The organism is Streptomyces sp. NPDC003248, assembly GCF_055563235.1.
The window spans coordinates 136,181-157,920 of sequence record NZ_JBVHDT010000009.1; the positions used below are offsets into that span (position 1 = coordinate 136,181).

20 protein-coding genes and 1 pseudogene are annotated in these 21,740 nt (G+C 71.3%); 14 read left to right on the forward strand and 7 right to left on the reverse strand.

Annotated features, from left to right (window positions below):
- Positions 1 to 114: 114 nt before the first annotated feature.
- The 6 genes from ACZ3KJ_RS22000 to ACZ3KJ_RS22025 all read left to right on the forward strand — a co-directional run bounded on the left by ACZ3KJ_RS22000 (position 115) and on the right by ACZ3KJ_RS22025 (position 4,889).
- Positions 115 to 1,008, forward strand: coding sequence for a prohibitin family protein (locus tag ACZ3KJ_RS22000; RefSeq protein ID WP_467529270.1), 894 nt, complete (start codon positions 115 to 117; stop codon positions 1,006 to 1,008).
- Positions 1,009 to 1,036: 28 nt separating this feature from the next.
- On the forward strand, positions 1,037 to 1,495 hold the full coding sequence (locus ACZ3KJ_RS22005) for an RrF2 family transcriptional regulator (protein ID WP_467529272.1): 459 nt from the start codon (positions 1,037 to 1,039) through the stop codon (positions 1,493 to 1,495).
- A 139-nt stretch (positions 1,496 to 1,634) separates the two neighbouring features.
- Entirely contained in the window at positions 1,635 to 1,736 is a 102-nt protein-coding gene (locus tag ACZ3KJ_RS22010; RefSeq protein WP_389515601.1) for a putative leader peptide, read from the forward strand.
- A gap of 322 nt (positions 1,737 to 2,058) precedes the next feature.
- Entirely contained in the window at positions 2,059 to 3,165 is a 1,107-nt protein-coding gene (locus ACZ3KJ_RS22015; protein ID WP_467529274.1) for an ABC transporter substrate-binding protein, read from the forward strand.
- Positions 3,166 to 3,208: 43 nt separating this feature from the next.
- Positions 3,209 to 4,000, forward strand: coding sequence for an ABC transporter ATP-binding protein (locus tag ACZ3KJ_RS22020; protein WP_467529460.1), 792 nt, complete (start codon positions 3,209 to 3,211; stop codon positions 3,998 to 4,000).
- Positions 3,987 to 4,889 (forward strand): ABC transporter permease, encoded by a 903-nt coding sequence (locus ACZ3KJ_RS22025; RefSeq protein ID WP_467529276.1) that lies wholly within the window; start codon positions 3,987 to 3,989, stop codon positions 4,887 to 4,889. Before ACZ3KJ_RS22020 ends, ACZ3KJ_RS22025 begins: the two co-directional genes overlap by 14 nt.
- Positions 4,890 to 5,048: 159 nt before the next feature.
- Here ACZ3KJ_RS22025 and ACZ3KJ_RS22030 read toward each other — a convergent pair whose 3' ends face one another.
- From ACZ3KJ_RS22030 to ACZ3KJ_RS22055, 6 genes and pseudogenes are all read right to left on the reverse strand, one after another.
- A complete protein-coding gene (locus ACZ3KJ_RS22030) occupies positions 5,049 to 6,305 on the reverse strand; it encodes an acyl-CoA dehydrogenase family protein (protein WP_467529278.1) in 1,257 nt (418 codons plus the stop codon).
- Positions 6,306 to 6,603: 298 nt separating this feature from the next.
- A complete protein-coding gene (locus ACZ3KJ_RS22035; RefSeq protein WP_467529279.1) occupies positions 6,604 to 7,584 on the reverse strand; it encodes an ABC transporter substrate-binding protein in 981 nt (326 codons plus the stop codon).
- Positions 7,585 to 7,657: 73 nt separating this feature from the next.
- Positions 7,658 to 8,422, reverse strand: coding sequence for an amino acid ABC transporter ATP-binding protein (locus ACZ3KJ_RS22040; protein ID WP_467529281.1), 765 nt, complete (start codon positions 8,420 to 8,422; stop codon positions 7,658 to 7,660).
- Entirely contained in the window at positions 8,419 to 9,447 is a 1,029-nt protein-coding gene (locus ACZ3KJ_RS22045) for an amino acid ABC transporter permease (protein ID WP_467529283.1), read from the reverse strand. The genes ACZ3KJ_RS22040 and ACZ3KJ_RS22045 overlap by 4 nt, the downstream gene beginning before the upstream one ends.
- A 169-nt stretch (positions 9,448 to 9,616) precedes the next feature.
- Positions 9,617 to 10,129 (reverse strand): annotated as a pseudogene (locus tag ACZ3KJ_RS22050) (GNAT family N-acetyltransferase); the annotation flags it as partial.
- Complete coding sequence (locus tag ACZ3KJ_RS22055; RefSeq protein ID WP_467529284.1) at positions 10,126 to 11,253, reverse strand: LLM class flavin-dependent oxidoreductase; 1,128 nt, start codon at positions 11,251 to 11,253, stop codon at positions 10,126 to 10,128. The pseudogene ACZ3KJ_RS22050 and the gene ACZ3KJ_RS22055, both read right to left, overlap by 4 nt.
- 690 nt (positions 11,254 to 11,943) lie before the next feature.
- Here ACZ3KJ_RS22055 and ACZ3KJ_RS22060 point away from each other — a divergent pair.
- The 8 genes from ACZ3KJ_RS22060 to ACZ3KJ_RS22095 all read left to right on the forward strand — a co-directional run bounded on the left by ACZ3KJ_RS22060 (position 11,944) and on the right by ACZ3KJ_RS22095 (position 20,695).
- Positions 11,944 to 12,237, forward strand: coding sequence for a hypothetical protein (locus tag ACZ3KJ_RS22060; protein ID WP_467529286.1), 294 nt, complete (start codon positions 11,944 to 11,946; stop codon positions 12,235 to 12,237).
- Positions 12,234 to 14,306 carry an FAD/NAD(P)-binding protein gene (locus ACZ3KJ_RS22065; RefSeq protein ID WP_467529287.1) on the forward strand — a complete coding sequence of 691 codons (2,073 nt, stop codon included), beginning with the start codon at positions 12,234 to 12,236 and terminating at the stop codon, positions 14,304 to 14,306. Before ACZ3KJ_RS22060 ends, ACZ3KJ_RS22065 begins: the two co-directional genes overlap by 4 nt.
- A gap of 298 nt (positions 14,307 to 14,604) precedes the next feature.
- Positions 14,605 to 15,897 carry a helix-turn-helix domain-containing protein gene (locus ACZ3KJ_RS22070; protein ID WP_467529289.1) on the forward strand — a complete coding sequence of 431 codons (1,293 nt, stop codon included), beginning with the start codon at positions 14,605 to 14,607 and terminating at the stop codon, positions 15,895 to 15,897.
- 14 nt (positions 15,898 to 15,911) lie between these two features.
- Positions 15,912 to 16,667, forward strand: a complete 756-nt coding sequence (locus tag ACZ3KJ_RS22075; protein WP_467529291.1) for a toll/interleukin-1 receptor domain-containing protein — start codon at positions 15,912 to 15,914, stop codon at positions 16,665 to 16,667.
- Positions 16,664 to 18,661 (forward strand): hypothetical protein, encoded by a 1,998-nt coding sequence (locus tag ACZ3KJ_RS22080; protein WP_467529292.1) that lies wholly within the window; start codon positions 16,664 to 16,666, stop codon positions 18,659 to 18,661. Before ACZ3KJ_RS22075 ends, ACZ3KJ_RS22080 begins: the two co-directional genes overlap by 4 nt.
- The gene (locus ACZ3KJ_RS22085) at positions 18,658 to 19,749 is read left to right on the forward strand and encodes a hypothetical protein (protein WP_467529293.1); all 1,092 of its coding nucleotides are present in this window, start codon (positions 18,658 to 18,660) and stop codon (positions 19,747 to 19,749) included. Before ACZ3KJ_RS22080 ends, ACZ3KJ_RS22085 begins: the two co-directional genes overlap by 4 nt.
- A gap of 9 nt (positions 19,750 to 19,758) precedes the next feature.
- Positions 19,759 to 20,223, forward strand: a complete 465-nt coding sequence (locus ACZ3KJ_RS22090) for a hypothetical protein (RefSeq protein WP_467529295.1) — start codon at positions 19,759 to 19,761, stop codon at positions 20,221 to 20,223.
- Positions 20,224 to 20,314: 91 nt separating this feature from the next.
- Positions 20,315 to 20,695 carry a DUF1330 domain-containing protein gene (locus ACZ3KJ_RS22095; RefSeq protein WP_467529296.1) on the forward strand — a complete coding sequence of 127 codons (381 nt, stop codon included), beginning with the start codon at positions 20,315 to 20,317 and terminating at the stop codon, positions 20,693 to 20,695.
- 26 nt (positions 20,696 to 20,721) lie between these two features.
- On the opposite strand, the gene ACZ3KJ_RS22100 is transcribed toward ACZ3KJ_RS22095, so the two are convergent.
- Positions 20,722 to 21,654 (reverse strand): GntR family transcriptional regulator, encoded by a 933-nt coding sequence (locus tag ACZ3KJ_RS22100; RefSeq protein WP_467529298.1) that lies wholly within the window; start codon positions 21,652 to 21,654, stop codon positions 20,722 to 20,724.
- Positions 21,655 to 21,740: the final 86 nt, after the last annotated feature.

Genomic DNA, 21,740 nt, shown 5'->3' on the forward strand with positions numbered 1-21,740 from the left:
GTCCGGCAGGCGAACAGCCGATCGGAGCCCGGCCGGCGGGGGCCTTGATCCCCTACGCTGCGCTGCGGATCGCGTGCCTGGGGGGCGCGCGTCCCTTCCCGAGGGGGGATACCCGTGTTCGTGCTGTCCATCCTGCTGCTCATAGCGGCAGTCGTGCTCTTCCTCGTCGGCCGCGGCCGCACCACCGTCGGCGGCCTGCGGATCGGCGCCGCGATCAGCGCCGTGGCGGGGGCGCTGGCGGGCGTCTTCTCCTGCGTCCACGTCGTGAGCGCCTACGAGGTCGGCGTACCGGTGACCTTCGGCAGCGTTGGCGCTCCGCTGACCTCGGGCATCCAGGTGAAGTCACCGTTCACCGAGGTCACGACCTTCTCCACCCGGCCGGTGGACCTCAACCTGAACGACAAGGACACCGTCGAGGTCCGCTCCTCGCAGGGCGGGGTGCTGTACGCGGACGTCACCGTCAAGTGGGCCGTGGTGCCGGCGAAGGCGGTCGCGCTGTACCGGCTGGCGGGCAGCGAGGAGGGGGTCGAGGAGCGGCTGGTGCTGCCGGACAGCCGCGAGATCATCCGCAACGTCTTCGCGCGGCACACCAGCGAGGAGGGGTACGCCTCCGCCCGCGAGCGGATCGGCTCGGAGATCGCCGCCCTCATCAAGGCACGTCTGGCGCCCCGCGGCATCGACGTCACGGTCGTCAACCTGCGCAACGTGAAGCCGTCGGCCGAGCTCCAGAAGCAGATCGACAAGAAGATCCAGCAGGAGCAGGCGACGGAGCGGGCCGTGGAGGCGCAGCGCACCGCCACGGCGGAGGCCGAGCGCAAGCGCATCGAGGCGGAGGGCACCGCCGCCGCCAACAAGATCCTCGAACGCTCGCTGACCGACAAGGTGCTCTACAACCAGTGCCTGGCCGCCTACCGCGAGGCCGCCAAGGCGAACCCGGTCTACGCCGTCCCCTGCGGCACGGACTCCGGCGGCACCCCGGTCATCGTGGACGGGACCGGCGACCAGTAGCCCGACGGGGGTGCGGGATAATGCCCGCATGCGGATCTCAGCCAGGGCGGACTACGCGGTACGTGCCGCGTTGCAGCTCGCCACGTCCCGGGACGACGAGCCGGTCAAGGTGCTGGCCATCGCCGATGCCCAGGGCATCCCGCACAAGTTCCTCGAAGGCATCCTGAACGACATGCGCCGCGGCGGGCTCGTGATCAGCCAGCGGGGCGGCAACGGCGGCTACCGGCTGGCCAAGCCGGCCGGGTCGATCAGCATCGCCGACGTCATCCGCGTCGTGGACGGACCGCTCGTCTCAGTACGTGGAGTCCGTCCACCGGAACTGTCCTACAACGGGCCCGCCGCCTCGCTGCTGCCCCTGTGGATCGCGCTGCGGTCCAACGTGCGCGAAATCCTCGAAGGCGTGACGCTCGCCGACGTCGCCTCGGCCGAGCTGCCTGCCGGTGTGTCCGCCCGGGCCGACGCCCCGGGCGCGTGGACGAACCCCTGAAAAACCGGCCCGGACCTCACTGATACCAGAACGTGAGACGGGGGCGTCCGCGATACGAGAAGCCCCTTGGTAAGGGCGCCGCCTTCTGCCACGATCCCTATCAACCAGGTGGGGAAACTAGGGAACTGAGGGGGTGGCCATGAGTACGCTGAACCACGCGGTCCGCACGCGGCTCCTTCTGACCTCCCGTCGGCACATCGACCTGGTCCGTACGTCCAGCGCCATCTGTCGAGCCGTCTGAGGCCGGTCCTTCCACCGGCTCCCCCACGCACGGCTGTGCTCGTCACCGCCCCGCCGCCCTCGGCGGGCGCCTTCTCCGCCTCGTCACGCCGCCGTCACTCCCCGCCTCCCCATGACCGCACGCCCGCGCGTGCGCCGTGGCCGCGACGGAGTCCCGGCATCCGCCCCGAGGCACCCGACACCCGGCACCGACAACCCTGCGCTCCTCGCCCCGCGACGGCGGACCGTCGCCGGCGACGGGCGTGGGCGCGCGTGCCGACAGCCCTGCGTCCCGTACGCCCGTACCTCCCTGAACACCCATTCCTCCTGGAAAGGACACCTCCGTGTCTGCCGCAAGACCGCTCACCGCCCTGCGCGCCCTCGCCGCCATAGCGGCACTCCCCTTCCTGCTGACGGCCTGCGGCTACGGTTCCGAGTCCACCGACGACGACAAGCAGACCCAGGTCGCGGCGGACGCCGAGAAGCTCTCCGCGGACACGGTGAAGATCGGCTACTTCCCGAACCTCACCCACGCCACCGCCCTGGTGGGCGTCCAGGAGGGCATCCTCCAGAAGGAGCTCGGCGGCACCAAGATCTCCACGGCGACCTTCAACGCGGGGCCGTCCGAGATCGAGGCCCTCAACTCCGGCTCCATCGACATCGGCTGGATCGGCCCCTCCCCCGCCATCAACGGCTACACCAAGTCCTCGGGCAAGAACCTCCGCATCATCGGCGGCTCCGCCTCCGGCGGCGTCAAGCTCGTCGTCAACCCGGACAAGATCAAGTCCGTGAAGGACGTCAAGGGCAAGAAGATCGCCACCCCGCAGCTCGGCAACACCCAGGACGTCGCCTTCCTCAACTGGATCTCCGACCAGGGCTGGAAGGTCGACGCCGAGAGCGGCAAGGGCGACGTCTCCGTCGTCCGCACCGACAACAAGATCACCCCCGACGCCTACAAGTCCGGCTCCATCGACGGCGCCTGGGTGCCCGAGCCCACCGCCTCCAAGCTGGTGTCCGAGGGCGCCAAGGTGCTCATCGACGAAGCGGACCTGTGGCCCGACAAGAAGTTCGTGATCACGAACATCATCGTGTCGCAGACGTTCCTCAAGGAGCACCCCGACGTCGTCGAGGCCGTGCTGCGCGGCTCGGTGAAGACCAACCAGTGGATCAACGCCAACCCCGACAAGGCCAAGACCTCGGCGAACGCGGCGCTGAAGGAGCTCTCCGGCAAGGCGCTGCCCACGGAGGTCCTGGACCCGGCGTGGGAGTCCATCACGTTCCTGGACGACCCGCTGGCCTCGACCCTCGACGCCGAGGCGGAGCACGCCGTGAAGGCGGGTCTGCTGGAGGAGCCGAACCTGAACGGCATCTACGACCTCGCCCCGCTCAACAAGGTCCTCAAGGCGGCGGGCGAGGACGAGGTCGACGACGCCGGTCTCGGCGCCGAGTAGCACCCGGCACGCAGTCCCGATGAGTTCCCAGGAGGTGACGACCATGGCCACCACGATCGCCAAGGCCGGCGAAGGTGGCGCCGCCACGGCGGCCCGGGCCGCCCGCGTCGAGCACGTCTCGAAGTCCTTCGACGGCCCCGCCGGACAGCAGCTCGTCCTGGACGACATCACCCTCGATGTCGCCTCCGGCGAGTTCGTCACCCTCCTGGGTGCCTCGGGCTGCGGCAAGTCCACGCTGCTCAACCTGGTGGCGGGACTGGACCGGCCGTCCGCCGGCACGATCGGCACGGACGGCCCGCCCGCCCTGATGTTCCAGGAGCACGCCCTGTTCCCGTGGCTGACCGCGGGCAGGAACGTCGAACTCGCCCTGAAGCTGCGCGGCGTCGCCAACCCCGAGCGCCGCGCGGAGGCCGAGCGGCTGCTCGAACTCGTGCGGCTGAAGGACGCCTACGGCAAACGGGTGCACGAACTCTCCGGCGGTATGCGGCAGCGCGTCGCGCTGGCCCGGGCGCTGGCCCAGGGCAGCAGGCTGCTGCTGATGGACGAGCCGTTCGCGGCCCTCGACGCCATCACCCGGGACGTGCTGCACGACGAACTGACCCGCATCTGGCGGGAGACGGGCCTCTCCGTCCTGTTCGTCACGCACAACGTGCGGGAGGCGGTACGACTGGCCCAGCGGGTGGTGCTGCTGTCGTCCCGGCCCGGGCGGATCGCCCGGGAGTGGACGGTGGACATTCCGCACCCGCGCCGTATCGAGGACAGCGCGGTCGCCGAACTGTCCTCGGAGATAACCGGACAACTACGGGAGGAGATCCGCCGACATGGCCGGCACTGACACCGGGCCCGACCTGAGGAAGGACGACGGCACACAGGACCTGGCGGGGCTGGAGGCCGGGCTCGACGCGCTGGACGCGGTGCAGGCCGGCCGGACGCCGCTGCGGCAGACCCTGGTGCAGAAGGTGGTGCCCCCCGTCAGCGCGGTCCTGCTGGTCCTCGCGGTCTGGCAGGCGCTGGTGTGGGCGCAGGTCGCCCCCGACTACAAGCTGCCCTCACCGTCCGCGGTGTGGGACGAGGTGTCCGACGCGTGGCTGCGGGGCACCCTGCTCGAATACGTCTGGACCTCCGTCTCGCGTGGCCTGCTCGGCTTCTTCCTGGCGCTCGTCATCGGTACGCCGCTCGGACTGCTGGTCGCCCGGGTGCGGTTCGTACGGGCCGCGATCGGGCCCGTCCTGTCCGGACTCCAGTCCCTGCCGTCCGTGGCATGGGTGCCGCCCGCCGTGATCTGGCTGGGGCTGAACGACAGCATGATGTACGCGGTGATCCTGCTCGGCGCCGTGCCGTCCATCGCCAACGGCCTGGTGGCCGGTGTCGATCAGATCCCGCCGCTGTTCCTGCGCGCGGGGAAGACGCTGGGCGCCACGGGACTGCGCGGGGCCTGGCACATCGTGATGCCGGGGGCGCTGCCCGGGTACCTGGCCGGCCTGAAGCAGGGCTGGGCGTTCTCCTGGCGGTCGTTGATGGCCGCCGAGATCATCGCGTCCTCGCCCGATCTGGGCGTCGGACTCGGCCAGTTGCTGGAGAACGGCCGCAACAACTCCAGCATGCCCCAGGTCTTCCTCGCCATCTTCCTGATCCTCGTCGTCGGCATCGCCATCGACCTGCTGGTCTTCAGTCCGCTGGAGCGACGGGTGCTGCGCGGCCGGGGACTGCTGGTCACCCGCTGAACGACGGCACCGCGACCGGCCGGCACGGGACAGCGCGGCCCGCCGGCACGGACCGGAACATCTCGCGCACCGCACCCGCTCCACCGCACGGGCACCGCCCGGTGGAGCGGGTGCCGCCGTGTGCGCCCCCTCCTCCGGGGAGGGGGCCGGTGCGCGCGGTCAGGCGGGGAGGGTGAACGGCGGGTGCGCCCCGCTGAGGAAGTAGTCCCCGATGTCACGGAGCCGGTGGGCGACGGGGTGGTACAGGGTGTGGGTCCGGGCGTTGCGCCAGAAGCGGTCGAATCCGTACCGCGAGGAGGCGGAGCCGGGGCCGATGACGTCCAGGGTGCGGGCGGTGATGTCCTGCGCCGCCCGCGCGGCGGCGGCCTCGGCCGCGGCCGCGAGGACGCAGATCTCGGCGCACTCGTCGTCGGTGAGGTCGTCGCCGCGCAGGAGTCCGCCGTCCAGGGCTTCCACCGCCTGATCGGTGAGAGCGGACGCCGCGCGGGCGGCGACGGTCAGCTCTCCGTAGGTGATCAGCACATGCGCGTCCTGCGACCGGCTGTCCGGCCAGGACGGGTAGGCCGAGTAGGACGGGGAGGACTGCGGGGGCGGCCAGGAGGGCCGCCAGGACGGGTTCCCCGCCCTGGCGTACTCACGGGCCTCGCCGAGCACTCCCTGGGCGATGCCGAGGCAGAGATGGGCGGAGACGAGACGTCCGGTGGCGGCGGCCAGACCGGCGAACGGCGGCAGGGCGCCCTCGTCCGGGGAGAGCGACCCCAGCACCTCGTCGTCGGTGACCGGCACGGCGTCGAACTCCATGCTGCCGCCGGCCGACAGCCGCTGGCCGAAGGTGTCCCCGTCGTCGCCGCAGACCACGCCGGCGCGGGTGGGATCGACGATCACGGCCAGCGGTTCACCGGTGTCGAGCCGGGCGGCGCGGACCGCCAGCCGGTCGGCGACCCGGATGCCGGTGGCGCAGCTCTGGCGCCCGTTCAGCAGATGACGGCCGGGGCCGACCGGCGTCAGGATCAGGGGCGGTTCATGGGCGGCGAAGCCTCCGCCCCAGCACCACTGGCCCGCCGCGGACTCCCGTTCGATCCGGGCGTTGAGGTCCGCGCCGGCGAAGAACCGGGCGCTTCCCGACAGGACGTAGTGGCTGCCGAGCAGTTGGCCGATCGCCCCGTCGGCCGCGGCGACCTCCCGGACGACCGCGTAGGCCGTCGCCCAGTCCGCGCCTCCCCCACCGTGTTCGGCGGGTATCAGCAGCGTGAGGAGCCCTGCCTCACGCAGCCGGGCCACCTCGTCGAACGGGGGTTTGCCGGCCTGGTCGCGGACGACCGCGTCCGTGGCCAGGTCGTCGGCCACTTCGCGGGCGATGTGCAGCCAGCGGGTGCCGCTCTGCTGATCGACCGTGAACAGGTCCTCCACGGTCACGGCCGCTCCCCCCGCCGCGGGCGGGTACAGGAAGAGGACGCGAGGGCGCCGGACGCACACGCTGGGGCAGTTCCCACTGACGTTCCTCCTCAAGACTTCCCTATAAATCCGGTAGGAATACTAGAGAATACCCTGTCATCCCCGCTCAGGGGCAGGTGTTCGATCGCGGAATCCCGTCTTCCCCCGGCGAGTTGGCCGACACCGACCGGCCCCCGGAGCCGGTGGCGGAAAGGCCCGGACGCCGGTCAGGGCGGCCCACCGGGCGCCCGGAAGGGTCGGCGCACGGCCCTCGGGTCCCCTACTGGTCGGTCCGGGGCAGGCCGGGCGGGTTGATCTCCGACTTGGTCACGGCCTCGTCGGACAGGTTCCACCGCTCGAGCACCTCGGCGTACGTCCCGTTCTCGATCACGTGGTCGATGGCGTCGGCGAGCGCGGTGACGAGCCCGCTGTCCTTCTTGGTGGTGGCCGCGATGAGGCCCTGGAGGGTCTCACCGGCACCGGAGTACGTGCCCACGACCTCCGTCTTGCCGGTGGTGGCCACGTGGTAGGCCGCGATCGGGTTGGGGCCGAGGTAGAGGTCGATCCGGCCGGACTGGAGAGCGAGGTAGGTGTCGCTGTCGTTCTGGTAGTACTTGATGTCCACCGGCTTCCGGCCGGCCTTCTCGTTCTCCTCGCTCCATTCGACCAGCAGCTTCTCCTGGTTGGTGCCGCTCTGCACGGCGACGGTCAGGCCCGCCACGTCCTCGGGCCCGTCGACCTTCAGCCCGCTGCCCTTCTTCGCCTCGAAGCCCAGGTTGTCCTCGCGGTAGGTGGCGAAGTCGTACTTGTCCTTGCGCTCCTCGGTGACGGTGATGTTGGCGAAGCCGACGTCGTACTTGGCGCTGTCCAGGCCGACGAAGATGTTCTCCCACGACACCGTGTTGATGTGCGGCTTCAGTCCGAGCACGTCGGCGACCAGGTACGCGATGTCGGGCTCGACGCCGATGACGGTCTTGTCGTCGGTGGCGTGGAAGCCCAGCGGGGCCGCGGAGGTGGACGACTGGACGATCTCCAGGGTGCCTCTGTCGCGGATCTCCTCCGGGACCTCGGCGGCTATGGAGTCGACCTTGTCCGTGGTGACGCGGTCCTGGTCCGGGCTGAGGTTGATCTTCGCCTTGGCGCCGGACGTGTCCGCGACCTCGGTGGTGCCGCCGTCGGAAGGGTTGGCGCAGCCGGCGAGGACGAGGGCGGCGGCCAGTCCGAATGCTGCTGCGGTGGTACGGCGGGCGAGGGTGGACACGGTGGGTCTCCTTGCGTGCGGAGGGGGCGGGGGACGGTAGGAACGGGTCGGACAGGACGGAAATCCTGTGCGGTCAGAGGACCTTGGAGAGGAAGGCGCGGGTGCGCTCGTGCCGCGGGGTGTCCAGGACGGCCGCGGGCGGCCCCTGCTCCACGACGACTCCGTCGTCCATGAACACCACGGTGTCGGCGACCTCGCGGGCGAAGCCGATCTCGTGGGTCACGACGATCATGGTGGTTCCGGTGCCGGCCAGGTCCTTGATGACGTCGAGGACCTCGCCGACCAGCTCCGGGTCGAGCGCCGAGGTGGGCTCGTCGAAGAGCAGCACCTTGGGTTCGAGGGCGAGCGCGCGGGCGATGGCCACGCGCTGCTGCTGGCCCCCGGAGAGCTGCCGGGGATAGGCGTCCGCCTTGTCGGCGAGACCGACCCGGTCGAGGAGCCGCCGGGCGGTCTGCTCCGCCTGCGCGCGGGGGCGGCGCAGCGCGGAGACGGGGGCCTCGACGAGGTTCTCCAGTACGGTCAGGTGCGGGAAGAGGTTGAAGTTCTGGAACACGAACCCGATGTGGGTGCGCTGCTTCAGGACGTCCTTCTCCTTCAGCTCGTGCAGCTTGCCGCCGGAGCGGCGGTAGCCGATGAGCTCACCGTCGATGCTGATCCAGCCGCGGTCGACCTTCTCCAGGTGGTTGACGGTGCGCAGCAGCGTGGACTTGCCGGAGCCGGACGGGCCGAGGATCACGGTGACCTCGCCGGCGCGGACCGTCAGGTCGACGCCGCGCAGCACTTCCAGCGGGCCGAAGCTCTTGTGGACACCGCGGATGTCCACCATCGCCTCACTCATCGGATGTCTCCCGGGGTCTTCAGGGGTACGACGGGCTGGTCGCGCCGGGCCGCCGCCGCGCGCAGGGTGCGGACGAACCGCCGGGCACGCTGGAGGGGGGTGGGCGGCGGGGTGCGGTTCGCGCCCCGGGCGTAGTGGCGCTCCACGTAGTACTGCGCGACCGACAGCACGGAGGTCAGGACCACGTACCAGGCGGTGGCGACGAGCAGCAGCGGGATCACCCGGCCGTTGCGGCCGTAGACCACCTGCACCTGGTAGAACAGCTCGCCGATGGCCATCACGTAGACCACCGAGGTGCCCTTGAGCAGGCCGATGATCTCGTTGCCGGCCGTGGGCAGGATGGCGCGCATGGCCTGCGGCAGCACGATCCGGCGGATCTGCCGCAGCCGGGGGATGCCCAGGGCCGCGGCGGCCTCCAGCTGGCCGTGGTCCACGGAGACGACTCCGCCGCGGACGACCTCGGCGGCGTAGGCGGCCTGGTGCAGCGACAGCCCGATGACGGCGGCGCCGATCGTGCCGATGAGGGTGTTGCTGTCGACGGACCAGAACACCGGCCCGAAGGGGATGCCGACCCCCAGCTCCTTGTACAGGGCGCTGAGGTTGAACCAGAACACCAGCTGGACGATCATCGGGATGGACCGGAAGATCCAGATGTAGGCCCAGGCGACGGCCTGGAGCAGCGGGCTGCGCGACAGCCGCATGAAGGCCAGGACGGTGCCGAGGAGGAAGCCCAGCACAGTGGCGTAGACGGTGAGCTGGAGGGTGACCCACACCGCCTCGACGATCGTCTCGGACAGCACGTAGCCGCGGAAGACCTCCCACTCCCAGACCGGGTTGGTGACCAGACCGTGGACGAACTGGGCGACCAGCACGGCCACGGCGGCCGTCGCCACCCACCGGCCGTAGTGGCGGGCGGGGACGACCTCGAGGGAGGCCGGGTCGTCCTCGGCGGGCGGGGCGTGCGGGCCCGCGTCCCGGAGGGCCGCTCCGGGCGGCGTGGACGCGGGGTCGGTGGTGAGTCCCATCGTGGTGTTCCTGCTTACGTCTCTACGTGTGATCGGGCGGGTTGATGCGCGACGCGTCGGTCGCGAAGCCGGTGGTTCCCCGCTCGTCGGGGATCCGGGCATGGGCGCCGTCCTCGGCCGGCGCGTCGACGGCCGCCTCTGCTGACGGTGCCGGTGCCGGGCCGCGGGTGGGTGCCGGGGCGGTCAGGTGCTTCTCGAAGGGCAGTGGCCCGATGGTCTCCGGATCGGCCTCGGTGTCGAACAGGGGTGTGTAGCCGGTGGCGAGGTACAGGCCGCGGGCCTCCGGCTGGCGCGGTCCGGTGGTGAGGTAGACCCGCCGGTAGCCGCGGGCGCGCGCCACGCGCTCCAGTTCGGCGACGACGCGTCGGGCCAGGCCGCGCCGCCGGTGGGCGGAGTGCGTCCAGATCCGCTTCAGTTCGGCGGTGGCTTCGTCGTACCGGCGGAAGGCGCCGCCCGCGACCGGCTCGCCGTGCTCCAGCAGCAGGAGCAGCACGCCGCCGTGCGGTGCGGTGAACTCCTCGTCGGGGTAGCGGGCCAGCTCGGCGTGGGCGTCCTTGCCGTAGCGGGTGGAGTACTCGTCGCCGAGTTCGCGCAGCAGGGGCTCCACGCGCGGGTCGGAGACGGGGACCTGGACGACCGTCAGCGCGGTCGCGTCGGCGGGCGGCTGGGCGACGGACGTCATGCGCGCACCGCCGCGAGGTCCTGGGGGCCGCGCGCCGCGCGCTCGGCGTCGCGCTTGGCGACCTCTTCGCGGACGATCGGGATGACGTACCGCCCGAAGTCGATCGCGTCGCCGAGGAGGTCGTAGCCCCGGGCGGAGAGGATGTCCACGCCGAGGTCGTAGTAGTCGAGGAGCGCCTGGGCGACCGTCTCCGGGGTGCCGACCAGGGCGTTGGAGTTGCCCGCGCCGCCGGTGGCGGCGGCGGTCGGGGTCCACAGCGCGCGGTCGTAGCGCTCGCCCGCCTCGGCGATGGCGATCAGCCGCTGCGACCCGGCGTTCTCCGGGGCGCCGCTGCCGTGGTGCCGTACGAGACCGGCCTCGCGCCGCTGCCGGATCGCGCCGACCGTGCGGTGGGCCTTCTCCCAGGCCAGTTCCTCGGTCGGGGCGATGATCGGGCGGAAGGCGGCCTGGATGCGCGGAGGTTCGGTGCGGCCCGCGGCCCGCGCGGCGGCCTTCACCGCCTCGATCTGCTCGGCGGTCCGCTCCAGGGGTTCGCCCCACAGGCAGTAGATGTCGGCCTCGGCACCGCCGGCGGCGTACGCGGCGGGCGACGAGCCGCCGAACGAGACGTTCGGGCGGGGCTGCTGGACGGGGAAGACGTCGCTGACGAAGTCGTGGAAGCGGTAGTGCTCGCCCTCGTGGTCGAAGGGCTCGTGGGTGGTCCAGATCTTCTTGACGATGCGGATGTACTCGCGGGTGCGGGCGTAGCGCTCGTCCTTGGTGAGCGTGTCGCCCTCGCGGCCCTGCTCGTGGTCGTTGCCGCCGGTGATGAAGTGGACCGTCAGCCGGCCCTCGCTGATCTGGTCGAGGGTGGCGAAGGTCTTCGCGGCGAAGGTGGGGTACGAGACGTTGGGCCGGTGGGCGAGCAGGATCTGGAGGCGGTCCAGCCTGCTCGCGACGTACGCGGCGGCCGGGGCGGGGTCCGGTGATCCGGATCCGTAGGCGAAGAGCACCCGGTCCCAGCCGTGGTCCTCGTGCGCGCGGGCGAGCCGGAGGGTGTAGTCCTTGTCGAAGGCGCCGCCGGAGCGCGCCGTCGTCTCGGACCCGTCGTGGGTGGCGGCTATGCCGAGGAACTCCACGGGCATGGGAGATGGCCTTTCCTCAAGTCTTCGGGGGTGCTGGTCCGCACGCGGGCAGGGCGCGGCGGCCCTCGTGACGGCCGTGCGGGGACGGTGTCCGTGACGGCCGTGTGCGTGACGGCGTCCGTGACACCGGGCGTGACGGTGTTTCAGAGAGCTGTTGGCGCGGGGTGCTGGGGGTGCAGGTGTGATGACGCCGGGGCGGGGGCCTCGGGCGGGTGGAGCGGCGGCAGCGCGCGTCCGGTTCCGCATGGCCGCCCGTACGCCGGTCGGGGCCCGCGTACGAGGGTGGTGCGGAGGGGGATCTCGGCCCGCGACGGGGGCACCGAGGGAGGGAAGGGCCGGTCAGACAGCCCGCTGCCGATTCAGCCGCGACACGCCGCGGACCACACCCGACCGAAGTCGATGTGGCCCCGGGTAACCAGGCGCTGATCAGCATTCATGCGCTTAATTGAGCAGTACATTCTGCCTCCCGTCAACCACTGACCACGTGACGGACCGGTACCGACCGATCGGCACGCACTGTTGACAGGTCCGTGCACCGGGCACATACGATCGGCGACGGACGGGCTGCGCCGCGTGCGGCAGCGGCCCCTCCGGCCGCGTTGAGGGACGCGGCGCTCGTGATGACACCGGCACCCGGCCGCCGCCGGGTGGTCACCGACGCCCGCGACTCCCTCCCCCGGAGAGCCCCCGATGGTCCCGCCTTCCGACGCCACCGCTCCCGACGCCCCGCCGCTCCCGCCCGTCCCCCGGGGGAAGGCGCCCGGCGCCGCGTCCGGCTGCGCGTCCGGCTCCGTGTCCGACTCCGCCGACTCCGTGTCCGACGGCCTGCCCGCGCTCGTGCCGCGCCGGCGCGCCGGCCGGCGGCCGGCCGCGGCCACCGCGAGCGCCCGGACCGCCACCCGGGCCACCGTACGGACCACCGTCCGGACCGCCGCCGACGCCCGCCCCGCGAGCGCCTGGCGCGCGATCGGCGGTGACCGGTGAACGCCGTCCCCGCGGCCGTCCTGGTCGTCGTCGGCGCGGGCCCGCGCGGCACGGGCCTGCTGGAGCGCATCGCCGCCAACGCTCCCGAACTGTGGGACGGACGGCGGACGTTGACCATCCATCTGGTGGACCCGTACCCGCCGGGGCCGGGACGGGTGTGGCGGCACGAGCAGTCGCCGCTGCTGCGGATGAACTCCATGGCCGAGGACGTCACCATGTTCACCGACGAGACCTCCGAGATGGACGGTCCCGTACGGCCCGGCCCCTCGCTGGCCGAGTGGGCGTCCCGGTTCTCCGGCCGGGGTCCACGCCTCACCCCCGACACCGGACCCGCCGACCCCGAGGTCCTGGCCGAGCTGCGCTCCCTGGAACCGTCCGACTTCCCCACCCGACGGGCCCAGAGCGCCTACCTGGACTGGGTGTTCCGCCGGACACTGGCCGAACTGCCGCCATCCATCGGCGTCGTGTGGCACCGCACCGTCGCGACCGCCGTCACCGGCCCCGCGGACGGGCCCCAGCAGGTGCACCTGGCCGACCGCGACACCCCTCTCACCGCCGACCTGGTCGTCCTCGCGCAGGGTCATCTGGACGCGGCCCCGGAAGCCGGCCACCACGGCCACGCCGCCTTCGCCGCCCGCCACGGCCGCTTCCACCTCCCGCCCGAGTTCTCCTCCGACGCCGACCTGTCCGGCCTGCGCCCCGGCGAACACGTCGTCCTGCGCGGCTTCGGGCTGGCCTTCGTCGACCTGATGGTGCTGCTCACCGAGGGGCGCGGCGGCACCTACCGCACCGAGCCCGACGGCACCCTCACCTACCTCCCGTCCGGCCGCGAGCCCGTCCTCCACGTCGGGTCCCGGCGCGGGGTGCCGTACCACTCCAAGACCCGCTACCGGCTCCAGGGCCCCCGGCCACCGCTGCCGCGCCACTTCGGCCCCGCGGCCGTCGACGCCCTGCTCGCCCTCGACCGCCCCCTCGACCTGCGCCGCGACGTGTGGCCGCTGATGGCCAAGGAGATCGGCTTCGGCCACTACCACGAGCTGTTCCACGCCCACCCGGAACGCACCACCCTGCCCTGGGCGGACTTCCTCACCGCCTACGACCGCCTCGACTGGTACTCCGACGCGATGGCCGCCCTCGTCGCCGCGGCCGTGCCGGACCCGGAGGACCGCCTGGACTTCGAGGCCCTCGACCGCCCCCTGGCGGGCCTGACGTTCCCCGATCCGCACTCCTTCCAGCACCACCTGCGCGACCACATCACCCAGGACGTCGGCCGCCGCGAGGACCCCGCCCACAGCGCCGACCTAGGCGCCTTCCTCGCCCTGCTCTCCGTCTACGGACAGCTGCCCGGTCTCGTCTCCGCCGGCCGGCTGACCGCCCGCTCCGTCGCCGAGGGAGTGGACGGCTGGTGGCAGGGCTTCTTCAGCTTCCTCGCCTCCGGCCCGCCGGGCTTCCGGCTGCGCCAGCTGCTCGCCCTGTCCCGGGCCGGCATCGTCCGCTTCCTCGGCGCGGACCTCCAGGTCGGCACCGACGACTCCACCGGCACCTTCACCGCGACCAGTCCCACCGTGCCCGGACACACCGTCCACGCCACGGCCCTGATCGAGGCCTACCTGCCCCGCCCCACCCTCGACCGCACCGGGGACCCGCTCCTGCGCGCCCTGCACCGCTCCGGCGCCCTCACCGAGGAGGTCCTCACCGACCCCACCCACACCCACCGCTCGGGCCTGCTGACCGTCACCCCCGCGCACGGCCACGTCCTCGACCCCACCCTCGGCGAGGCCCACCCCCGCCGTATCGCCATCGGCGCCCCCACCAACAGCCGCGCCGTCGCCGCCTTCGCCCGCCCCCGCACCAACGCCCCCGCCTTCCGCCAGAACGACGCGGTGGCCCGTGCGCTGCTCCGGGCACTGGCGGCGGAGGGAGAAGCGGCCGTCCCCCGGGCCCGGACCACCATCCCGGAACACGACGCCCCCTCCCTCACCACCCCCACCGCCGAGGACACGGACGCCGAGAACACGATGCGGGACCGCTCGACGCCCGGACCGAGGGTCGCGACGCGCTCGACGTGAGACGCCCGGTCGGGACGGCCGGGGCCGCGCGTCGCGCTCACCCGTCGGCAGGGCCGAACTCACACGGTTGGGCCGCTGACTCGTCGAGCCTCGGGAACCGGCCCCGACCCGGTGGCGCAGGGCTTGCCTTGCATCGTGACCGTGACCGCCGATTCTTCCGGCCTCCACGAATGCCGCACCTCACCGTCGGAGAGGGAAACGGGAAACAGCATCGATCGCCTTGTCCCTCCGGGTCGGGGTGCCGCACTCTTTCGTGCAGCGCCACCTCGGCCCGGACGGATGGGCTTGGGAGGTTTCCGTGCCACAGCCGTCCACCGAGTTCGGCGAGGAGCTGCGGAAGCGGCGACTGGCGGCGGGATTGAGCCTCACGGCCTTGTCCGGCGCCGTGCATTACAGCAAGGCGCAGTTGAGCAAGGTCGAGCGAGGCCTCAAGGCACCCAGCCGCGACCTCGTCCGGTTGTGTGACGCCGTCCTCGGTGCCGACGGAGCACTGATCGCCCTGGTCGCCCGAGCCACCGCTGACGCACCTGCCGAACCTGCGCCGGGTCAAGTCGACGAGGAGGACTGGATCATGCAGTTGTCGCCGGACGGCCCGAACCGGTTCCGGCCCATGGGCCGGCGAGAGGTGATGGGTGCCGGCGTGGCGTCGCTGATGACATGGCGGCCGGACGGCCCGGGCGCAGCCTCCCCTGCCTCCGGCACCGGGATGCTGGAAACCTCTCGCTCGCTGTTCACTCACTACCGCAGACTCGGTCAGAGCGTGGAGCCCGGTCTGCTCCTGCCCGTCCTGATCGCCCAGACGCACACCCTGCGGGAACTGTCCGCTCGCACCGACACCGACACCCGCCGACAGTTGCTGGCGCTCGGCTCACGGTACGCCGAATATGTCGGCTGGCTGGTGCAGGAAACCGGGGACGAAAGCGCGGCACTGTGGTGGACACGGCGCGCGGTCGATCTGGCAGCAGCCGGCGGTGACCGGACCCTGGCCGGCTACGCACTGGTCCGCAGGGCTTTGGTCACGATGTACCGGGATGACGCCGAGCAGACGGTAGCTCTGGCCCGCCGCGCGCAGAGCGGCGCGCTGCCCCCACGCATCCGCGGGCTGGCCGCCCAACGCGAAGCGCAGGGGCACGCACTCGCGGGCGATCTCCACGCATGTCTGAGTGCCTTGGAGCGCGCCCGTACGCTCCTGGCCCGCCAGGACGACCGCTCCGACGAGCCGGTGATCGGCACCATGCACCTTCCCGACCCGGTCGGGATGGTCACCGGATGGTGCCTGGTCGATCTCGGCCGGCCTCGGGAAGCGAGCGAGGAACTCGACCGGCAACTCGCCTCGGTCGGCGAGAACGCGGTGCGTACGCAGGTCCGGTACGGCGTGCGCCGTGCGCTCGCCTACGCCTCGGCCGGCGAGATCGACCACGCGTGTGCGCTGACGGCACCCCTGCTCGACGGTCTGGCGGCCGTGCGTTCAGCGACCGTCACGACCGATCTGCGGCGCCTCGCCCGGGTCCTGGCTCGCCATTCGGACCACCCTTCGGTACGTCAGCTGGGGCCGCGCCTCGGCACGTTATCGCGCCTGTCCACTTCCTGAGGGGAGACGTCACCGTGAACGAAGTCTTCATCAACTACCGTACGGGCGACGGGGAAAAGACCGCCGCCCTGATCGACCAGGAGCTGTCCCGCCGCTTCGGCGGGGAACGCATCTTCCGTGCGTCGAGGTCCATCACCCCCGGTGCGGCCTACCCCGACACCTTGCTGGCCGCGCTGCGACGCAGCTCCCTCCTGCTGGCCGTCGTAGGGCCGGACTGGACGAACTTCCGCACCCGCCTGCACGACCCGCAGGACTGGGTGCGCAGGGAGATCGAGGAGGCGTTCACCTGTGAACTGCCGGTCGTTCCCATCCTGGACGGCCGGAAGACGGATCGGCTGAACAAGGCCGACCTGCCGCCCGAACTGGCGCGGCTCGCCGATCTCCAGTCCATTCCGTTCGACACCCACGACACCGAGGCCGGTGTCGGACGTATCGGTGATCTGGTGGCCGAGATGATTCCCGGACTGAAGGATCTCACCCGGGCCGACGAGACGTCACCCGCGTCGGACACCGTGAGCAATTCGATCAGGGAAGTGAGCGGAACAGCGGTACAGAGCCGTGATTTCACCGGGGACGTCGGCGGCACTGTCGTGAAGGGCTCGCACGGCCCGGTCCACACGGGCAACGGCAACATCTACCAGAACTCCCGCCACGTGTCGGGCGGCCGGCATTTCTCGGGGAACGACATGACGTACTTCGAAGGCGACAACCACGGCACCGTCCAGCGTCGGTTCGGCGCACCCGACAGCCGCGGGGACGACAGCCGGTGAACCAGTACACCAGTACACGGGTCGAGAACCCACAGGGCTTCCTGCACACCGGCCTCGGCGACATCCACGTCCACGTGGGCGCCCACTTGCTGGACTCGGACAAGCCGGCCTTTCGACGCGTCGCCGAGGACCAACTCGGCCGATTACGACGCGTGCTGGTCGCCCCGTCCGGCATGGGTGAGGCCCGCGCCCTTCTCGCCGCCACCGGCACCGTCATCCTGGACGGCACGCCAGGCAGCGGCCGCACCTCTACGGCCCGGGTACTCCTGCACGAACACCACCAGGACGACGGCGGCTTCCACGAGCTTCTGCCCGGTGAGGAAGGAGAGTTGTCCCTCCACGATCCTGCTCTGGTCGAGAACGGTGACCGGTTGCTGCTGGACCTGTCCGCCGCCGACGACCACCAGTGGTCCGCGGCACGGACGGACCTGCCCGCCCTCCGCAAGACCGTCCACGAACGGCACGCGCATCTTGTCGTCGTCATGCCGCGCGACGGCACCCTCGACCCCGACCTCCAGTACTACCGGGTCGAGATCCAGCGGCCGCGCGGCCTGCACGTCCTCAGACGCCACCTCCGCATGCACGGCGTGCCGTACGAGCAGTACGTCCGGCCCGACGTCACCGTCACCGAGTTCCTGCACGATCGACGGCCGATGCGGGAGATCGCGGAATTCGCCGACCTCGTGCGCCGTGCCCGCGAGAGCGCTGGACCCGGCGAGGGGTTCGCACAATGGTGCGCGACAGCCAGGAGAGCGCGCAACGACCGGCGGAAGGAGGTCGCCACTCGCGTCGCCGCACTGCGCGAGGCCCCTCAGCGGGCTCTGCTGATCACCGTCTCCATGCTCCACGGGGCGCACGCCGACGTCGTCCACCGTGCGGCCGGGCTTCTGCTGCGCACTCTCGACTCCCCGTCGGAAGGAAGTCCGCTCCTCCAGGACAAGGATCTCGCTGAGCGGCTCGCGGAGATCTCAGCCGATACCGGGCCGGACGGACTCGTGCGGTTCATCGAACTGGACTACGACTCGGCAGTCCGCGCGCATTTCTGGGACCACATGCCCGACCTCCGTCCCCACCTCGGCACCTGGGCGGCGGACGTCGTGGAACTGAACGACCCGCACGTCGTCCCCGCCGTCCGTGACGCTCTGGTGGAACGTGTGGCCGGCGAGTACCTGCGGACCGGGCGCGGGGACGGTCTGGCGTCCCTGGCCGAACGGTGGAGCTCCGGGGCGGCGGGCAGGGTGCGGCTGGAAGCCGCTGTCCATGCACTCACCTGCGCCCTTGACGATCCGGCTCACGCCAGGGACTTCCGCGAGCGGATCTATCAGTGGTGTGCGTACCGGCGCCTCAGGGGGGAGTTCGCACAGGTACTCGTGCGGATCTGCGCCGACGTCCTCGCGGCCAGTCACCCGGACCAGGCCCTGCTCCGGCTGTACTACCTGGCCCGGCGCGAGCGCGGCTCGGTACGTGCCCTGCAAGCGTTGTGCGACCTGGCGGCCGGGAGCCGCCGGCTACGTCGCAGACTGCTCGACCGTCTGGCGCGATCCGACCTGTCGCCGTCCGATCTCACCGTCTTCTTCCGCATCTGCGATCCCGTGCCGCTGACGGACTCCCCGGACAGCTCACGTGCGCTGGTGGAGGAGAACGGTGTCCAGCGATGCCTGACCACCTGCTGGCGTGCGGCACTGGCCGAACTGCCGCGGGCAACCTGGCAGCCCCACGCGGAACGCTGGCTCCGCTGGGCAGCCGACGACGGCGGACACCGCGGAGAGCTCCTCCTCGACCTCCTCGTCAGCGCGGCCGAGCGGTGCGAGGACAGACGAGGTGAGGTCTTCGCCGCGCTCTACGCGAGCGCCCGAGCAGCCGAGCGCACTGCTCCGGGAAGCACGGCGCGCTCCGTCGGAACGACCGAACTGCTACTCCACAAGATCAGCGCGGCGCAGGGCCTCGGCCCCACAGCCCCGCCGCCGGCATCAGCCAGGGGGACCCGACCGTGACGACCGCACGCAAGACGACCACCGTCTTCCTCACTGTCCTGTGCGGCCTGCTGCTGGCCATCGTCGGGCTGACGCAGCGGTGGCCCGCGTGGACATGGCCGGTGCTGACCGTGCTCCTCATCGTGCTCCCCGTCGCGGCGTTCCGGATCGCCTCCCTGCGCCGCGGCCCCGTGCCGGTGAGCTTCGAAGAACACCTCACGGCTTCCCCTGTGGAACGCACGGATCACCACGTCAGCCAAGTGGCCCTGCCCAGTCTCTGGGAGGACTACCACTTCGTCTTCTCGGCGACCGTGCGGTGGTGTCTCATCGCATCACCCGGAAACACTCCCGTCCTCAATCCGGCAGGACTCGCTGTCGAGGCCGTCCTGAACCGTGCACGCGCCCTCACCGAGAAGCGGGAGCCGGGCCAAGCCTCACTCGTTCAGCATGAGCTCAGCGGTGCCCTGAGTCGTCTGTGCCCGGAACCCACAGGGCATCTCCAGGCCATGGCGGAGAACATCAACCTCACGTTGCTCCAGCAGGACCAGGAGCGTTTGGACAGACTCGCCGACGTCCGCAAGGACAAGGCGGTCTGGGAGCACCAACGCAAGTACGAGCAGAGCAGGCGCCAGTACCTGGGCGAGGACGTGCTGAAGGACACCGGCAGCGCCGTGGTCTGGTGGCTCGCCAAGAACGACGAGCGCGTGGAGAAGACGGTGGCGGACCTCGCTCTGCTGGCGCAGCTCACGTCCGCTGCCAACGACACAGACATTCCCGAGCGACTTCAGAACCTCGTGTCGCAGCAGCTCGGCGAGCCGGTCGCCGCGGAGCCGCCGGAGGGAGATCCGGCTCCGGCACCACGGCAACCGACGGCTGCGGATCATCTCTCGGGATTCTTCGACGCCATGGGCTTCACGGAGGGAGACGTACGGCGGGGGATGCTGGCCCAACAGTTCTCCCACATCATCAGAGAGCAGAACCGCCACGAGACAGCCGAGGACCTGCTGCGCCGGTTCGATCCGCCGACAGATCCCACCCCGGATGTCAGTGAGGAGCAGAGCTCCCGCACCGACGCGCCCGATGAGACCTCCGCGTTCCCCCTCACCTAGGAGAAGACGATGGACAGCGAGTTGGCCGTTCTCGCAGCGTCGGGAGCAACCACGCTGGTCTCCCTCATGGTCACCGACTCCTGGACTCACGCCCGTGAACTCGTCGGACGCTTCCTGGCGCGTACCGCGTCGGACACCGCCGCATTCACCGACCTGGACCAGGCGAGGAACCGGCTGATCACCACCGAGGCCGCTGAGGACGAACAGGCCGCATCCGACGTCAGAGCTCAGTGGCACGCCCACCTTCAACAGCTCGTCGAAACCGGGGCTGCCACCAGTGACGACCTACGTGTCCTGCTCGCCTCGCTCCAACGGCTCGCCGCTGCCTCGGCGACGCGTCGGGCGATCGTGCACAACGACATCAACGGCGGCGTTCAGCACGGTCCCGTCATCCAGTCAGGCCGCATCTCCGGGCTCACGTTCCACACCCATCAGCCCCCGGCCCCCGGTCCGGACGGGCACCGGCCGCGGTGATGACCCGTGAGGTAATCGCCGCCCCGGGCGTTCCCGGTTACGTTCTGGTCGTCGTTCCCCGACCGGTACGAACGGAAGAAGGAGCCCGACCATGTCCGCCTATGGCTTCGCCCACCTCCACAGCCGCCACCACCATCCCGACATCATCGAGTACCTGGAGCGCATCCAGGCCACGCTCGACCCCTTCGCGGGCCGGTTCGTCATTCACGGACCGCCGGCCGAAGTGGTGGAGGGGACGTGGCCCGGCAACATGGTGCTGATCGAGTTCCCCGGCCTGGACGAGGCCCGCGCCTGGTACCGGTCGCCGGAGTACCAGGACATCCTGCGACTGCGTACCGACCACATCGAGGGTGACGTCCTGCTGATCGAAGGCGTGGGACCGCGCTACGACCCGACGCGGCGGGCCGCCGCACTCCGTGCCGAGGCCGAGCGGACGGAGCAGTCGGCCGCGTCTCCCGCCGCGCCGAACTGAGGACACGGCCCGGAGCGCCGGTCGTCTCACCGAGGGGCGCCGCGGTCGGTCTTCTCCTCCGAGACGGTGGTGAGGTGCTCGCGCAGGGCTTCGGCCGCCCGGGACCGGTGGCCGGACAGGAGCAGGTCGGCGATCTCCACGTGTTCCGTGCAGCGGACGACGGCCCGGTCGCGTCTGAGTGAGCGGCGGTACTCGATCAGCCGCCGGAGCCGGTCGACGCGATGGAGGGCGTCGATGAACATCGAGTTGCGGCTGCACGCCATGACGACCTCGTGGAAGCGGCTGTTGAGGTCGTAGAGCTGCGCGTTGCCGATGGTCCAGATGTCCCCGTCGACCAGGCGCTGCTGCTGAGCCCGGACGTTCTCCAGGGCGGGCCGGTCGAGGAGGAAGCCGGGTTCGAGGACGGCCGCGGGTTCGATGGTGAGACGGAACCGGTAGCTGTCCTCGTACGCGGTCATGGTGGTGAGCATGGGCTGGAACTCCCAGCCGTAGCCGGGGAGCCGTTCGATCCAGCCCTCTACGGCGATGCGGCGCAGGAGGTGGGTGAGCTGCCCCGGCTGGAGTGCGTACCGGCGGGCGAGCGCGTTCTCGGTGACACGGTCCGGCAGGTGTCCGTCGAGGCGGTCCGCCGCGATGCGCAGGTAGACCTCCTCCAGGGGGTCCTGCGCCGGGCCGCGTGCGGCGCTCCCCGCGATGTCGGTACGGACGACGGCCACCGCGTACCCGCCCCGCTCCGCGGGTTCGACGACGCCTTCCCGCTCCAGCAGGCGCAGGGCCTGGCGGACCGGTGAGCGGGAGACCTTCAGCAGTTCCGCCAGGGACCGCTCGACGAGTCGGGTTCCCTTGGCGAGGCCGCTGCTGCCGATGTACTCGGCGATGCGGTCCGCGGTCTGCCGGGTGAGCGGGGTCACGGCCACGTCCGCGTCGGTGGTCTCGTCGCGCACCGTGGGCGGGGTCATGGCGTCGCCTCCGCGGGAAGGGCCGGGGCGGCCGGGACCGGGCGGTCCCGGCCTCGGTCATGGGGCGAGGACCGAGTATAGGTGTT